Origin of the sequence: Anaerococcus martiniensis (assembly GCF_043187485.1) — a bacterium.
GTDB classification, from domain to species: Bacteria; Bacillota; Clostridia; order Tissierellales; family Peptoniphilaceae; genus Anaerococcus; species Anaerococcus martiniensis.
The window spans coordinates 355,318-370,052 of the sequence record NZ_CP171106.1 but is presented as its reverse complement, the minus strand read 5'-3'; the positions used below and the strand labels follow the sequence as shown (position 1 = coordinate 370,052).

The 14,735-nt window shown below is 34.2% G+C and carries 16 protein-coding genes, 11 tRNA genes, 1 rRNA gene and 1 riboswitch; of the genes, 27 read left to right on the top strand and 1 reads right to left on the bottom strand.

Features of this window, described 5'->3' with window-relative positions; genetic code table 11:
- Window positions 1–26 precede the first annotated feature (26 nt).
- The 14 genes from rrf (at window position 27) to ACF3NF_RS01885 (ending at window position 4,114) form a co-directional block, all read left to right on the top strand.
- Window positions 27–143: ribosomal RNA gene (rrf, locus tag ACF3NF_RS01950) — 5S ribosomal RNA — on the top strand.
- A 77-nt stretch (window positions 144–220) separates the two neighbouring features.
- A tRNA-Asn gene (locus ACF3NF_RS01945) sits at window positions 221–295 on the top strand.
- Between the two features lie 76 nt (window positions 296–371).
- A tRNA-Met gene (locus tag ACF3NF_RS01940) sits at window positions 372–448 on the top strand.
- Window positions 449–459: 11 nt separating this feature from the next.
- Window positions 460–536 (top strand) — tRNA-Met (locus tag ACF3NF_RS01935).
- Window positions 537–570: 34 nt separating this feature from the next.
- A tRNA-Glu gene (locus ACF3NF_RS01930) sits at window positions 571–645 on the top strand.
- A 16-nt stretch (window positions 646–661) separates the two neighbouring features.
- Window positions 662–736, top strand: a tRNA-Glu gene (locus ACF3NF_RS01925).
- Between the two features lie 209 nt (window positions 737–945).
- Window positions 946–1,021, top strand: a tRNA-Val gene (locus ACF3NF_RS01920).
- A 124-nt stretch (window positions 1,022–1,145) separates the two neighbouring features.
- Window positions 1,146–1,221: transfer RNA gene (locus ACF3NF_RS01915), tRNA-Thr, on the top strand.
- Between the two features lie 65 nt (window positions 1,222–1,286).
- Window positions 1,287–1,363 (top strand) — tRNA-Asp (locus tag ACF3NF_RS01910).
- A 66-nt stretch (window positions 1,364–1,429) separates the two neighbouring features.
- Window positions 1,430–1,504: transfer RNA gene (locus ACF3NF_RS01905), tRNA-Gly, on the top strand.
- Between the two features lie 55 nt (window positions 1,505–1,559).
- A tRNA-Gly gene (locus tag ACF3NF_RS01900) sits at window positions 1,560–1,633 on the top strand.
- Between the two features lie 119 nt (window positions 1,634–1,752).
- Window positions 1,753–1,829 (top strand) — tRNA-Arg (locus ACF3NF_RS01895).
- Between the two features lie 183 nt (window positions 1,830–2,012).
- Window positions 2,013–2,711 carry a cysteine hydrolase family protein gene (locus ACF3NF_RS01890; RefSeq protein ID WP_262121989.1) on the top strand — a complete coding sequence of 233 codons (699 nt, stop codon included), beginning with the start codon at window positions 2,013–2,015 and terminating at the stop codon, window positions 2,709–2,711.
- 137 nt (window positions 2,712–2,848) lie between these two features.
- Window positions 2,849–4,114, top strand: coding sequence for a S1C family serine protease (locus ACF3NF_RS01885; RefSeq protein WP_394023734.1), 1,266 nt, complete (start codon window positions 2,849–2,851; stop codon window positions 4,112–4,114).
- A gap of 37 nt (window positions 4,115–4,151) precedes the next feature.
- Here the strand turns inward: ACF3NF_RS01885 and tenA are convergent, their stop codons facing one another.
- A complete protein-coding gene (gene tenA / locus ACF3NF_RS01880) occupies window positions 4,152–4,820 on the bottom strand; it encodes a thiaminase II (RefSeq protein ID WP_394023732.1) in 669 nt (222 codons plus the stop codon).
- Window positions 4,821–4,904: 84 nt separating this feature from the next.
- Window positions 4,905–4,992: riboswitch (TPP riboswitch) on the top strand.
- A gap of 78 nt (window positions 4,993–5,070) precedes the next feature.
- Here tenA and ACF3NF_RS01875 point away from each other — a divergent pair.
- The 13 genes from ACF3NF_RS01875 (at window position 5,071) to topA (ending at window position 14,717) form a co-directional block, all read left to right on the top strand.
- Window positions 5,071–5,772, top strand: a complete 702-nt coding sequence (locus ACF3NF_RS01875; protein ID WP_394023730.1) for a class I SAM-dependent DNA methyltransferase — start codon at window positions 5,071–5,073, stop codon at window positions 5,770–5,772.
- Between the two features lie 166 nt (window positions 5,773–5,938).
- Window positions 5,939–6,262 carry a YlxM family DNA-binding protein gene (gene ylxM / locus ACF3NF_RS01870; protein ID WP_115594946.1) on the top strand — a complete coding sequence of 108 codons (324 nt, stop codon included), beginning with the start codon at window positions 5,939–5,941 and terminating at the stop codon, window positions 6,260–6,262.
- An 11-nt stretch (window positions 6,263–6,273) separates the two neighbouring features.
- Complete coding sequence (gene ffh / locus ACF3NF_RS01865) at window positions 6,274–7,626, top strand: signal recognition particle protein (protein WP_394023728.1); 1,353 nt, start codon at window positions 6,274–6,276, stop codon at window positions 7,624–7,626.
- 66 nt (window positions 7,627–7,692) lie between these two features.
- The gene (gene rpsP / locus ACF3NF_RS01860; RefSeq protein WP_101540903.1) at window positions 7,693–7,938 is read left to right on the top strand and encodes a 30S ribosomal protein S16; all 246 of its coding nucleotides are present in this window, start codon (window positions 7,693–7,695) and stop codon (window positions 7,936–7,938) included.
- A gap of 5 nt (window positions 7,939–7,943) precedes the next feature.
- On the top strand, window positions 7,944–8,168 hold the full coding sequence (locus ACF3NF_RS01855; RefSeq protein ID WP_262122006.1) for a KH domain-containing protein: 225 nt from the start codon (window positions 7,944–7,946) through the stop codon (window positions 8,166–8,168).
- A complete protein-coding gene (gene rimM, locus ACF3NF_RS01850; RefSeq protein WP_394023725.1) occupies window positions 8,165–8,650 on the top strand; it encodes a ribosome maturation factor RimM in 486 nt (161 codons plus the stop codon). Before ACF3NF_RS01855 ends, rimM begins: the two co-directional genes overlap by 4 nt.
- Window positions 8,643–9,350, top strand: coding sequence for a tRNA (guanosine(37)-N1)-methyltransferase TrmD (trmD, locus tag ACF3NF_RS01845; protein WP_394023723.1), 708 nt, complete (start codon window positions 8,643–8,645; stop codon window positions 9,348–9,350). Before rimM ends, trmD begins: the two co-directional genes overlap by 8 nt.
- On the top strand, window positions 9,337–9,684 hold the full coding sequence (rplS, locus tag ACF3NF_RS01840) for a 50S ribosomal protein L19 (protein WP_203127588.1): 348 nt from the start codon (window positions 9,337–9,339) through the stop codon (window positions 9,682–9,684). The genes trmD and rplS overlap by 14 nt, the downstream gene beginning before the upstream one ends.
- Window positions 9,685–9,775: 91 nt before the next feature.
- Window positions 9,776–10,612 carry a ribosome biogenesis GTPase YlqF gene (gene ylqF / locus ACF3NF_RS01835; protein ID WP_394024431.1) on the top strand — a complete coding sequence of 279 codons (837 nt, stop codon included), beginning with the start codon at window positions 9,776–9,778 and terminating at the stop codon, window positions 10,610–10,612.
- Entirely contained in the window at window positions 10,609–11,232 is a 624-nt protein-coding gene (locus tag ACF3NF_RS01830) for a ribonuclease HII (protein WP_394023721.1), read from the top strand. The genes ylqF and ACF3NF_RS01830 overlap by 4 nt, the downstream gene beginning before the upstream one ends.
- The gene (locus ACF3NF_RS01825) at window positions 11,229–11,576 is read left to right on the top strand and encodes a YraN family protein (RefSeq protein ID WP_394023719.1); all 348 of its coding nucleotides are present in this window, start codon (window positions 11,229–11,231) and stop codon (window positions 11,574–11,576) included. Before ACF3NF_RS01830 ends, ACF3NF_RS01825 begins: the two co-directional genes overlap by 4 nt.
- Window positions 11,566–12,657, top strand: a complete 1,092-nt coding sequence (gene dprA, locus ACF3NF_RS01820; protein ID WP_394024429.1) for a DNA-processing protein DprA — start codon at window positions 11,566–11,568, stop codon at window positions 12,655–12,657. The genes ACF3NF_RS01825 and dprA overlap by 11 nt, the downstream gene beginning before the upstream one ends.
- 5 nt (window positions 12,658–12,662) lie before the next feature.
- The gene (gene topA, locus ACF3NF_RS01815; protein ID WP_394023717.1) at window positions 12,663–14,717 is read left to right on the top strand and encodes a type I DNA topoisomerase; all 2,055 of its coding nucleotides are present in this window, start codon (window positions 12,663–12,665) and stop codon (window positions 14,715–14,717) included.
- Window positions 14,718–14,735 lie beyond the last annotated feature (18 nt).

Genomic DNA, 14,735 nt, shown 5'->3' with positions numbered 1-14,735 from the left:
ACTTAACCATTGAGGTTAGGTCATAATATAGTGACGATGGCAGTAAGGATACACCTGTTCCCATACCGAACACAGAAGTTAAGCTTACTAACGCCGATGGTACTCGGAGGGTGACCTCCCGGTAGAGTAGGAAGTCGCTAAACATCTAATACATACTAGCCACTATGGCTAGTAGAGTATTACATGGATACAAAAAATATATTAAGTATAAAAAATATATGCTTAGGTAGCTCAATGGTGGAGCACCCGGCTGTTAACCGGTAGGTTGTGGGTTCGAGTCCCACCCTGAGCGCCATAATTAGCCCCTCCGGCTTCTAGAGGAGTCGTGCCTAAGCACGAAATACCGCAGGCGGAGCCGAGGAATAATATATCGCGGGATGGAGCAGTTTGGTAGCTCGTCGGGCTCATAACCCGAAGGTCGTAGGTTCAAATCCTGCTCCCGCAACCAATTTATTTTATGGCGAAGTAGCTCAGCTGGCTAGAGCATTCGGTTCATACCCGAAGTGTCGGCGGTTCAAGTCCGTCCTTCGCTACCATTTTTATATTAGATATGGTTGACCTATTAAATTTGGCCCCATGGTCAAGCGGTTAAGACATCGCCCTCTCACGGCGGGTTCTCGGGTTCGAATCCCGATGGGGTCACCAAAAACTATACTTATAAGGCCCTATGGTCAAGCGGTTAAGACACCACCCTTTCACGGTGGTATCCCGGGTTCGAATCCCGGTAGGGTCACCACTATTATTTTTGCCTTTATATAAAAGATATAGTCTTCGTTTAACGGGGATACCACCGACGGTGGTAAGTTTTTCGGATTCATCAATAGCTTACGCTTTGATTCATCTCGAAAATGAAAAGTACTTTGTACTTTCCACCCTACAAGGGACTGGTTACAAATTCCAGAATCCGTTTTACAGATTCTTCATCTTATTTATTAGGTAAAATATGGAAGTATAGCTCAGTTGGGAGAGCATCTGCCTTACAAGCAGGGGGTCACAGGTTCGAGCCCTGTTACTTCCACCATAATGCTAGCATGGATGGCTTATAAAAGATTTTCTATTGAGAATTCTAAGATTTAAGCTAGAAAAGTTAGTGAATTTATTTACTAGGGTAAATATTACCCTAGCCCAACCCTTTACATAGGTACGCTGATGTAGCTCAATTGGCAGAGCAATTGATTTGTAATCAATAGGTTGTAGGTTCAAGTCCTATCATCAGCTCCATATAAACTTTGTTTGCTTGATAGATATAAATCTATTAGCAATCAAGGATTTATATTTTATACTTTGGCCTGGTAGTTCAGCTGGTTAGAATGCCGCCCTGTCACGGCGGAGGTCGTGAGTTCGAATCTCATCCAGGTCGCCATTTAAATTTTTATTACCAAAATTTTAGGAAAAATTGATTTTTTTTATAATAATATTATATATTTATGCGGATGTGGCTCAGTGGTAGAGCATCGCCTTGCCAAGGCGAGGGTCGCGAGTTCGAATCTCGTCATCCGCTCCACTATATCACCAGATATCCCGAACAACCGATGTTTGGTTTGGTGATTTTTTAATATGCGGGTGTAGCTCAGTGGTAGAGCCCCAGCCTTCCAAGCTGGTTGCGAGGGTTCGATTCCCTTCACCCGCTCCAATTCAATTGTAGTTTTTCATATACTATGCATCTGAAAATTTGGAGTTCTGCATAGCGAATCCGAAGAACTAAGCTAAAGAAGCATAAGCTTCTTGAGCGCACAAAAAAACTAAATTTTTGCGTCATTAGCTCAGCTGGATAGAGCGTCTGGCTACGGACCAGAAGGCCTGGGGTTCGAATCCTCAATGACGCGCCATTTTTATTATAACCCTTGTAAACACAATCTTTACGAGGGTTTATTTTTATTTTTACGAGACTTACTACGAACGATCAATGTTTGATATTGGAAAATGTTTTAATTATGTTATAATAACTATAAAGACAAAACTTTAACACAATGGTGTAATTTAATAGCTAGAACATAATTATGGAGGATAATATGAAATTAGACAGAAAGTTTGTATCTAAATATTATGAGCATGTAGAGGATTTTCCTGATTTAGACATTGATCTTTCAAAAACAATTCTTTTAATTGTTGACTATCAAAATGAGTTTTGCCTAACTGATTTTGGTGAAGCTAAAGAATTTAAAGAACAGGGCATGTGGGAATCTTGGAAACCATATTTTGATAAAATGCATGAAGTTGCCCTTCCAAATACTGAAAAAGTTCTAAATTATTTTAGAGACAATGATTTGCTAGTTTCATATGGTCTAATCGCTTGCCAAAGAGAAGATGGTAGAGATAGATCTCCAGTTCAAAAATCTGAGGGCTGGAATAATATGCTTATGCCAGTTAATTCATTTGCGGCAGAGGTGGTTGACCCTCTAAAACCAATCGATGATGAAATTGTTGTTTATAAGACAACTGATTCAGTAACAACAGGAACTAATTACCTACATCTACTAGACAATATGGATATTGAGACTGTAGTTGTATGTGGTATGGTTACTGACCAATGTGTAGCTTCAACTGTAAGAGGACTTGCTGATGCAGGCTATAATGTTATCACTGTTCATGATGCCTGTATTGCAGCATCAGAAGAACTCCACGATGCAGAACTAAAAATAATGAATGTGATTTATACTTATGTATTAAGCACTGAAGATACTTTAAAATTACTAGAAGAAAGTAAGTAAGAAAAAATTATAGGGGGCCTTTTGGCTCCTTTTTTATTGAAAAATTTTGATATAGATTAATTTCTTTATAATATCTTAACTACTAATGGAGTATCATATAGATATAATCAAATAAAAATTATAGAAAGGAATTAATTATGTCTAAAAGACCTTCAAATAAAAATTCTTCTTTGCCATATTTTCTATCAGGCCTAACGGGAGCTTTGGTAGGTGGGCTTTTAATATTTTTCTTAACAGGCGGATTAGGAGCCATGAGTAATGATTCTAATACAGAGGCGGTAGATCCTCCACAAACCCAGGCTGAACAAGCAAATGTTTCTAAAAATCAAATAGATAAAAGTATAGGAAACCTTGATGATGAAAGTGATTCTTCTATGGAATCTAAGGTTGTGAAAAAATCTATAGATAGCGTTGTTGGTATTACAACTAAATCTCAAGTAACCCAAAATACTTTTTGGGGTCCACAATCTGGATATGTTGAAGGAATCGGATCAGGATCTATTGTTAGCAGCGATGGATATATACTAACTAACTCCCATGTTATAAGTAATGGAGAAGCTAGTGAAATAAGTGTGCTTTTCAATGATGGGACAACAGCGCCTGCAAAATTAGTTTGGAATGACTCAACTCTTGACCTTGCTATTATTAAGGTAGAAAAGAAAAACCTGCCGGTAATGGAGCTAGCTGATAGTGATAAGGTTGGGGTAGGTGATAGGGTTGTAGCTATTGGAAATCCACTTGGTTTTGAACTCCAATCCACAGTAACTAGTGGAATAATCTCAGGACTTAATCGTACAGTAAGTTTTCAAACCGGGGCACAAATGGATGGTTTAATGCAAACAGATGCTGCTATAAACTCAGGAAACTCTGGTGGTGCCTTGCTAAATTCAAAGGGCCAACAAATCGGTATCAACTCTGCAAAAGCTGGTAACAGTGATGGAATTGGATTTGCAATTCCAATAAATATAGTAAAAAATGTAATCGATCAAATAATAAAAAATGGAGAATATAAGTCAGTTTATCTAGGAATAACAGGCCAATCCCTCGACTACTTCAAACAATTCCCACAAGCGAATATGGGAGCCCTTGAAGATGTAGAAGGAGTTTATGTATTTAATAACTTTGATCAAAACGGGATTTTCCAAAAAGGTGATGTAATCACTGCTGTTGATGGCAAAAAAGTTACAGATATGGCCTCACTTAGAAAAGTCCTTCTTGATTATCAAATAGGTCAAAGTGCAGAAATCACATTAATAAGAGATGGAAAAGAGCAAAAGATTAACTTTACATTTTCTATAGATTCATCAAATGTAGATGAATATAAACAAGCTAGTCCAGAAAACAAAGTAGAAAAAAATGAAGAGAATAGGGAAAGAACAAATCCATTTTATAATCTTCCATAAAAATAAAAGCTTGCTTAATTATAGCAAGCTTTTTTACTTAAAATAAATCGCCCTCGTTATAAACCATATCCCAGAATTTAAGTTCATAAAGCAAGCAGTTTTTGAAAATATCTATCAAAATATCTCTTTTTGTATCAGTCATATCCATGCCAATTTCATTAATCTCATCAACCGTACCATCTACATATGAAAGATAAACAGGATCTAGGTATCCAGTTATGAATTTGCCGTAAACATCATGATTTTTGGCATCTGGATTTACCTTATCAATGTATCTAAAAATATTTACATAACCCAAATCACAAGCCATAAGGACCATTAAGATTTCTTCATAGCCACCAATTAATGATTGAGAAATCCTATAATTTGAATAAGAAAGATTAGTAAGATTTGAAGGTCTTTTTTCAATTTCATCCACATCTATACCAAAATCACGCATAACCCCACGGTGGATGGCCATCTCATTTTCCATGCAATTATTTAAAAGATATGAAAACTTGCGGATGATGTCCTTATTATTTGTTTTTGTAATACCAATGGCAAAAATTTTGACATGGTCCCATAGGTAAATGTAGTCTTCTTCCAGGTAATATTTAAATTTGGACACTTCTAGGTCTCCATTTATCAAACCTAATACAAAAGGGTGGTTGTAAAGCTCTTGCCAAATGTCTTCAGTTTTTTCGTATAAATAGTCAATAAATTTCATAAATCCTCCAATACATAGACCATACCCGATATTACTTTAAATTTTCTATATAACTGATATAGTATAAGTAACAATTAAATATTACTTTTATATTCGGGGTGCCAAGTGCTGAGATTATACCCGCAAACCTGATAAACATAATAGTTTCGTAGGGAAATAAAAAAGCAATGACAACTCTTTTTTCCGAATATAAGAAAAAAGAGTTTTTTATTTTTTAATTGTGAATTTGGATATAATAAAGGAGAATGTTATGAAAGCAAAATTTGACGGTTATGCTAATAAATATGATGAATGGTTTATGGAAAATGAAAATATGTATTTAACAGAGCTAAATGTTGTAGAGATGGCTCTAAAGAGTGTAAATACAGAAAAATCATTATCAGTTGGTTGTGGAAGTGGACTGTTTGAAGTTTCTCTAAAAGATAGGGGAATTACAATCACAGACGGACTAGAACCATCAGAAGATATGGCTGCCATTGCTGAAAAAAGAGGTTTAAATGTAATTGTTGGCATAATTGAAGATGCAAAGCTAGAAGAAGAACACTATGACTGCATCTACTTAAATGGTTCTTCAACATATATAGAAGACTTAGAAAGTGCTTATAAAACAGTTTACAAAGCGCTAAAACCAGGCGGACACATTGTAGTAATCGATGTGCCAAAAGAAAGTTCATTTGGAATTCTTTACCAATTTGCAAGCCACGCAAAAACATTTGATTTGCCAAATTTCGATGGTATTTTACCAAAATCACCATATCCAATAGAATTAATTACATCAACAGTAATGACAACTACACCAGAAAAACGTGATATTTTAGAAAATATTGGATTTAAAGACTTCAAATATTATCAAACTCTTACAACAGATCCAGCATATTCAGATGACTATGTAGAAGAAGCGGTAGAAGGATATGATAAGGGATCATATGTTGCAATAGTAGCAGAAAAATAAGTTATAAACATAATTAATAAGCATTAAAAGGAGGCCAATTGGTCTTCTTTTTATATGTCAAGAAAAATCCTTGACACTACTTTGAATACGTTGTATAATGCATAAGTCAAGTAAAAAGCTTGACAAGGTAATTTGTTGAAAATTACAAAAAAATTAGTGGAGCATTATGGAAAAAATTGTTAAAGTGGCCGAACTATTCGACATTTATGGACCGCTACTAAATGAAAAACAACGTGATGTTATAAATTGCTATTATAACGAGGATTTATCCTTACAAGAGATTGCGGATAATAATAACAAATCCAAGCAAGCAATTTCAGATATGATGACTCGTTCAGTTGACAAATTATTTGAGTTTGAAGATGAGCTTTCTTTGCTAGAAAAAAAAGAGGGGCTCAAGGATGCTCTTATGAGTATAAGAGAGCTGATGGAAAGTTCAAATTATGAACAAGCAATTGAAAAAATAACAGAAGAAATTGAAAAAATTTAGGGAGTGATAATATGGTGTTTGAAGGCCTATCCGACAGACTCCAAGAAACCCTTGGAAAACTAACCGGAAAAGGAAAATTAACAGAAAAAGACATCGATAGTGCAATGAGAGAGATAAGACTTTCACTTCTTGAAGCTGATGTTAACTACAAAGTCGTAAAAGAATTTGTAAAAACAGTAAAAGAACGCGCACTAGGCGAAGATGTCATGCAGTCACTAAGCCCAGGTCAAATGGTAGTTAAAATCGTAAATGAAGAGCTAACCAATTTGATGGGAAAAGAAAACTCCAAACTAGATCTTAAAGGAAGCACACCACATATGGTAATGATGGTTGGGCTTCAAGGTTCTGGTAAAACCACTCACTCAGGTAAATTAGTATATAAACTTAAAAGCGAAAACAGAAATCCAATGCTAGCAGCCCTAGATATTTATAGGCCGGCAGCTATTGACCAATTAAAAGTAGTTGGTAGCAAAGCAGGAGTTCCAGTTTTTGAAGAGGGCAAACAAGACCCAGTAATTACAGCTCAAAATGCAAAAGATTTTGCAAGGGCAAATAATTATGATACAGTCATCCTAGATACAGCAGGACGTCTTCAAATAGATACTGATTTGATGGAAGAGCTAAAAGCAATCAAAGAAGCAACAAAACCTGACGAAATCCTCTTAGTAGTAGATGCTATGACAGGACAAGAAGCAGTAAATGTTGCAAAAACATTTGATGAATATCTAGACATCACCGGTGTAATACTCACCAAGCTTGACGGTGATGCCAGAGGTGGAGCAGCTCTATCCATAAGACAAGTAGTTGGTAAGCCAATAAAATTTGTTGGTGTAGGTGAAAAACTAGAAGACTTAGAACCATTTTATCCAGATAGAATGGCAAATAGAATTCTAGGAATGGGAGATGTTCTATCATTAATTGAAAAAGCAGAAGCCCAAATCGATCTTCAAAATGCCAAAGAGCTTGAAGAAAAGATGAGAAATCAAACCTATACCCTAGATGATTTTATGGAACAAATCAACCAAATCAGAAATATGGGTCCATTAGAAGACTTACTTGCAATGATACCTGGTGTAAATAACAAAATGCTAAAACAAATAAATGTAGATGACTTAGGTTTTGAAAGAATTGAAGCGCTTATAAGCTCCATGACACCAGCAGAGCGTGAAAAACCAGAAATAATCGGTAAAAGCCGCAAAGATCGTATATCAAAAGGATCTGGAGTTAATGTAAAAGAGTTAAACAAACTCTTAAAACAGTTTAAAGAACTGAAAAAAATGATGAAACAAGTTTCTAATATGCAAGGAAAAGGCAAAAAAGGAAGGGGCATGAGAATGCCAAAAATGCCTAAATTTCCTTTTTAATAGCTAGACAAACTATTAATAAATATTAAATTTGTTTCTAAAAGGTCAATATGAAAGGAAGTAAAAATGGCAGTAAAAATTAGATTAAAAAGAATGGGACAAAAGAAAAGACCATTCTACAGAGTTGTTGTAGCAGATAGCAGAAGCCCAAGAGATGGTAAATTCATCGAAGAAATCGGATATTACAATCCAGTAAGCGAACCTAAAGAATTTAAAATTGATAATGAAAGAGCAAAATATTGGGTTGGCACTGGTGCAAAACCAACATCAATCGTTGAAAAACTTTTCAATGACAATGATGTACTAGCTTAAGAATTATGAAAGAACTTGTAGAAACAATAGTAAAAGAACTTGTAGAAGAAAAAGATCAAGTAGAAATCGAAGAAAGTCGCAATGACGGTGAAGTTAATATCATAATCCATGTAGCTGAATCTGATAAGGGCAGAGTGATAGGAGTAAGAGGAAATATTATAAACTCAATCCGTACTATCGCAAGATCAGCAGCTATAAAAGAAAATGTTAAGGTTAATATAAAAATATGAGAATAACAGTAGCAGAGATAGTAACTACCCACGGTGTACGTGGCAATCTGAAAGTAAAAAGCCTAAGTGATTATGAAAAAAGATTTAAAAACGGGGCAAAATTACTAATCGGAGATGAGGAACTTACAGTAGAATCATCCTTTGATCAAAAAGGACTAAAGGTTATCAAATTTAAAGAATATGACGATATAAATGATGTTCTTAAATTTGTGGGCAAGGATATAACCATAGAAGATTCTGAGCTTGGAGAGCTCAACGAAGATGAGTATTATGTTTTTGAATTAGTTGGACTAGATGTGAAAAGCCATGGGCAAACAGTAGGCAAAATCACAGATGTCATCACAGGCGTTTACCCAAATGATGTTTATGTCATAAAAACAGAAAAAGATGAAGTTTACTTTCCAGCCTTAAATGCTACTGTAAAAAATGTTGATATAGAAAATGGCTTTATAGAAGTAGAAAACTTTAGTGACTATGAATAAAATAACCATCCTGACCCTATTTCCAGAAAGTTTTGAATTTCTAAAGACTTATGGAGTCATAGGCAAGGCTATTTCAAAAGGATTATTAGAACTTGAATTTGTAAATATAAGAGATTTTTCAAATAATAAACATAATCATGTAGATGATACCGTTTATGGTGGAGCAGCAGGAATGCTTATGAGACCACAACCTATATATGATGCTTTAATGACTGTAAAAAAACCTGGATCCAAGGTAGCCTATATGTCTGCTGCAGGATCTCAATTCAATCAGAAATTAGCAATCGACTTTGCAGAAATTAAACATCTTATACTTATTTGTGGCCACTATGAAGGCATAGATGCAAGAATAACCAACCACTATGTAGATTATGAAATCTCAATTGGAGATTATGTCCTAACAGGTGGAGAAATCCCAGCTATGGTTGTCATAGATTCTATGGCAAGATTTATAGAAGGAGTAGTTGGTAAGGAAGAATCCCTAGTTACAGATTCACATTACAATACATTATTGCAACAAGATGAATTTACCAAGCCACGCGAATTTAATGGATACATGGTGCCACAGGATTTATTAAGTGGAGACCATAAAAAAATTGCAGCTTGGAATAAAAAAAGTGCAATAGAAAAAACAAAAAGAGTCAGACCAGACTTATATGAAAAATTCCTAAGAGAGGAGAATGAAAATGGACTTAATTAAAAAAATTGAACAAGAAAACTTACGTGAAGACCAATTTGACTTTAACGTAGGAGATACAGTTAGAATATCTTATAGAATTAAAGAAGGTGAAAAAACTAGACTTCAAGACTTTGAAGGTACAGTTATCAAAATCAAAGAAGGTGGAGTAAACAAAGCATTCACACTAAGAAGAATTTCTTACGGTGTAGGTGTTGAAAGAACTTTCCTTTACAACTCACCAAGAATCGAAAAACTTGTAGTAACAAGACACGGTAAAGTACGTCGTGCAAAACTTAACTACCTACGTGGTCGTCAAGGTAAAGCTACAAAAGTAAAAGAAAAAACAAACTACTAAAATTAAGGCTGTATATTTAATATGCAGCTTTTTTATTACAAAAATTTTGATATAATAAAGCTAGCATGTCTAGAGGGAGATAAATATGGCAATGAATATAAATTGGTATCCAGGTCACATGAAGAAGACCAAGGAAGAAATCCAAAATAACTTAAAACTAGTAGATATAGTCCTAGAAATAATAGATGCCCGCATACCAGAATCATCCAGAAATCCTATGCTTGATGAGATTTTGGGAGATAAGCCGCGTTTAATAGTGATGAACAAATCAGACCTAGCCGATAGTAAGGTAAATAAAATGTGGATTAATAAATTTAAAGAAGAGGGAATAGCTGCCACACTTATGAATTCTAAGGAAAAAATAAATGTATCTAGAATTTATGATATGGCAAAGGCAGAGCTTTCTGAAAAATTTGAGCGAATAGAAGCAAAAAACATTGAAAATAAAGTCATCCGCATGATGATAGTAGGTATTCCAAATGCAGGCAAATCTACCTTTATAAACAATGTTGCAAAAAGAAAATCTGCAAACGTAGGAAACCGACCAGGTGTTACAAAAACCAAGCAATGGATAAAAACAAATGCAAATATAGAACTTCTAGACACACCAGGAGTACTTTGGCCAAAATTTGACGAAGAAACTGGACTAAACTTATCCTATACCCATGCCATAAAAGATGAAATTTTAAATATTGAAGATTTAACTCTTAAATTTTTAGAAAAAATGAAAGAAGATTATCCACAAAGTCTAAATGAAAGATACGGTGTAGATCCAGAAAAACCAGCCCTAGAAATCTATGAAGATATAGCCAGAAAACGTGGAGCAGTCACAAAGGGTGGAGATTTTGACTATACTAGAACTGCAAATATAATTTTAACAGATTTTAGGTCAGGCAAACTTGGAAGAATTACATTAGAGCGCCCATGAAATATTCAGAATATAATGATCAAATAAAAAAACAAATATATGAAAAATATTCATTAATAGCAGGAGTGGACGAGGTAGGCCGTGGACCCTTGGCAGGACCTGTGGTAACTTGTGCTGTAATCATGAAAAAAGATTCTAAAATCGAAGGGGTAACTGATTCTAAGAAGCTAAGTCGTAAAAAAATGTTAGAATTAAAAGAGCAAATCATAGATGATGCCCTTGCAGTTTCTTATGGCTATGCCAATAATAAAATGATAGATGAGATAAATATCAGGCAGGCAACCCTATTTGCAATGAAAAATGCAGTTGAAAATTTAAATATAAAACCAGAAATTTTGCTAATAGATGCAGAAAGAATTGATTCAAATATTCCTCAATTAAATATAGTAAAGGGAGATTTAAATGAATATGCTATTTCCTGTGCATCGATTTTAGCAAAGATCCGTAGAGATGATATTATGATTAATTTTTCAAAAATCTATCCAAAATATTCTTTTGATACAAATGTAGGCTATGGTACAAAAAAACACTATGAAGCTATTGATGACAATGGAATTACTCCCATCCATAGACTAAGTTTTTTGAAAAAATATTATGCTAAACAGGAAAGTTTCTTATGAGTGAAAAAAGAAAAATAGGTGATCTTGGTGAAAAGATGGTAGTTAATTATCTAAGGGAAAATGGATATGAAATCCTAGATCGTAACTACCTTAAACCTTATGGGGAAATTGATATAGTTGCTATGAAAAATGATATAGTCTGTTTTGTGGAAGTAAAGGCTAGAAAAAATGTAAAATTTGGCTATCCCAGAGAAGCAGTAAACTTTTATAAGCAACAACGCATCGCAAAGGCTAGCCAAACTTATCTAATTGAGAACAATCTTACAAATTATATAATGAGATTTGATGTGGCGGAAGTATTTACCGAAAGTAGAAAGATAAATTATATTGAAAATGCATTCTAAATACACAAATAGAGAAATAATATTATACTTAAACTACATATTTTTAGATAATCGTGTCATTTTAAAGATTAATGAAACCATAGGTTTTGATAATTTCTTTGACAAATCTAGGATAGATTTAGATTTTTTAACAGATAAGATATATGAAAAAATATTTAATGCTAAATCCATTGAAGATTTTAAAGATTACCATGAAAAAGTTAGTAAATATGGATATAACTACGTAACTATTTTAGATGAAGATTATCCAGAAAACCTTAGAAATATTGAAGATAGGCCTGCTATATTATTTTATAAGGGTGAACTAAACCACGAAAAAGATAAAAACTCCATCGCCTTTGTAGGTGCAAGAAAATGCACTGATTACGGTAAGTGGGCTTGTAAAACTTTAAGCCAAGGGGTTTCTGCTGCGGGAATTACAACTGTATCTGGACTTGCCTATGGTATTGATGCAATTTGCCATAAATCAACTTTGGAAGTTGCTGGCAGGAGTATTGGTATTATTGGATGTGGCATAGATAAAATTTATCCCAAACAAAACCGCAATTTGTATGAACAACTAGAAAATAATGGACTAATTTTATCAGAATTTCCACTAGGAACTGAACCAAAACCCTATAATTTCCCAAGAAGAAATAGAATTATATCCGGCATTTCGCTTGCAACAGTAGTTATTGAAGCAAAAGAAAAATCTGGAACCATGATTACAACTAGGTGTGCTTTAGAGCAAGGCAAAGAAGTCTTTGCAGTGCCTGGAAATATAAATTCTATTTATTCTAAGGGTACAAATAAACTTATCCAAGAGGGTAGCAAATTAATTACAAGTGCTGATGATATCCTAGAAGAACTTGATTATCTATTGGATATAAATCAAATAAAATCAATTACTAATTACTCATCACTTGCAAATGATGAGCTAGAAATAGTAAGATATATCGAAGAAAATCCAAATACTACTGCAGACTTACTTGCAGCAAATTTATCATATAATATAGATGAAATTAATTATCTTTTAACATCGCTCGAACTTAGAGATTATATAGAAAATATTGGAAATAATGAATTTACAACAAAGAGGTGAAAAGCTTGGCTAAAAATTTAGTGATAGTAGAATCCCCAACAAAAGCAAGATCGATCGGCAAGATGCTAGGTAGCAATTATAAGGTAATGGCGACCATAGGACACTTGCGTGACCTACCAAAGTCAAAATTTGGTGTAGATATAGAAAATAACTTTGAACCTGAATACATAAAAGTAAGGGGCAGGGCAAAAACTATAAATGAACTTAAAAAAGAAGCAGATAAGGCAGATAAAGTTTACTTGGCAACTGACCCGGATAGGGAAGGTGAAGCCATTAGCTGGCATTTAGAATATCTTTTGGGCCTTGATCCAAAAGATAAAAATCGTGTAGAATTTCATGAAATTACAAAGGAAAATGTAAAAAATGCCATCAAAGCTCCAAGGCAAATCGACCAAAATTTAGTAGATGCCCAACAAGCTAGAAGGGTTATGGATAGGATAGTAGGTTATGAAATAAGTCCTATTTTGTGGAAGCGAGTAAAATCTGGTCTTTCAGCTGGCCGTGTTCAATCAGTTGCGCTAAAACTAATTGTAGAAAAACAAAAAGAAATAGATGCCTTTGTACCAGAAGAATACTGGACTATAACTGCTGACCATAACCACGATAATACAAAATTTATCTCAGAATTTTATGGTAAGCCTAGTAAAAGGATAAAAATCTCAAACGAGTCTGGAGCTAACAAAGTATTAGATGCTATAGATAAGGACAATTTTAAGGTAGTAGAAGTTAAGAAGACAAAAAAATCTCGTAAACCACCAAAGCCTTACACAACATCAACCCTCCAACAAGATGCATCAAATAAATTGGGATATTCTACAAAATATACCATGCAATTGGCCCAACAACTTTTTGAAGGTATAGATGTAGGAGATGGATCTGTTGGTTTGATTTCCTATATGAGAACTGATGCTACAAGAATTTCATCAGAAATTGTGGGAGAGTCTTTAAAATATATAAAAGATAAATATGGAGATAAGTATGCTGGAAAGGGCAATAATCATGGAGGCAAGAAAAAAGGCAGCCAAGATGCCCACGAAGCCATTCGTCCAACATCAATTTTTAGAGACCCTATCTCAGTAAAACCTTATTTATCAGACCAACAATATAAGCTTTACAAATTGATATGGACAAGGGTTGTTCAATCACAAATGACAGATTATGAATACCTATCAACTACAATTAATTTTGATAATAACGGCTTAATTTTTAAATCAAATGGTAAAATCACTATTTTTGAAGGATTTAACAAAATAAGTGGGGGCCTTGAAAATGAAAATATCCTTCCAGAGCTTAAAGAGGGAGATGTAATATCTGCTACAAAAATAAAAAAAGACCAACACTTTACAAATCCACCAGCAAGATATACTGAAGCAAGTCTTGTAAAAGTCTTAGAAGAATTTGGCATTGGACGTCCTTCAACTTATTCAGCGACAATAAACCAAATTGTAAATAGAAACTATGTAGAATACGAGGGCAGGTCCATTTATCCAACAGAACTTGGTTTTACTGTAAATAACTTCTTGCAAGAGAATTTTGATGACATAATCAATGTAGAATTTACCGCAGATATGGAAGACCAACTGGATAAGATTGCCGAGCATAAAATCTATTGGAAAGATGTATTGGGTAATTTCTATACTGGTTTTGAAAAAGACATGAAAAATGTCAATAAAGATGATACAGATTATAAGGTTAAAGATGAAGTTTTGGATGAAAAATGTCCAAAATGCGGTCATGCTCTAGCTATAAAACACGGCAGAAATGGTAAATTTATAGGTTGTACTAACTTCCCAGAATGTGACTTTACAAAATCAATTGTAAAAACTACTGGGGTTACTTGTCCAAAATGTAAAACTGGAGAAATTATCGAAAAAGTTAGCAAAAAGGGTAAAAGATTTTATGCCTGTGACAATTATCCAAAATGCGAATATGCAGTATGGGATCCACCAACAGGAGAAAAGTGCCCAGAATGTGGTGACCTTTTAGTTCATAAGAAAAATAGAAGAGTCGATGAGATAAGATGTGCTAACTGTGATTATATAAAAGAAAAGAAGAGATGAGAATAATTTCTCATCTCT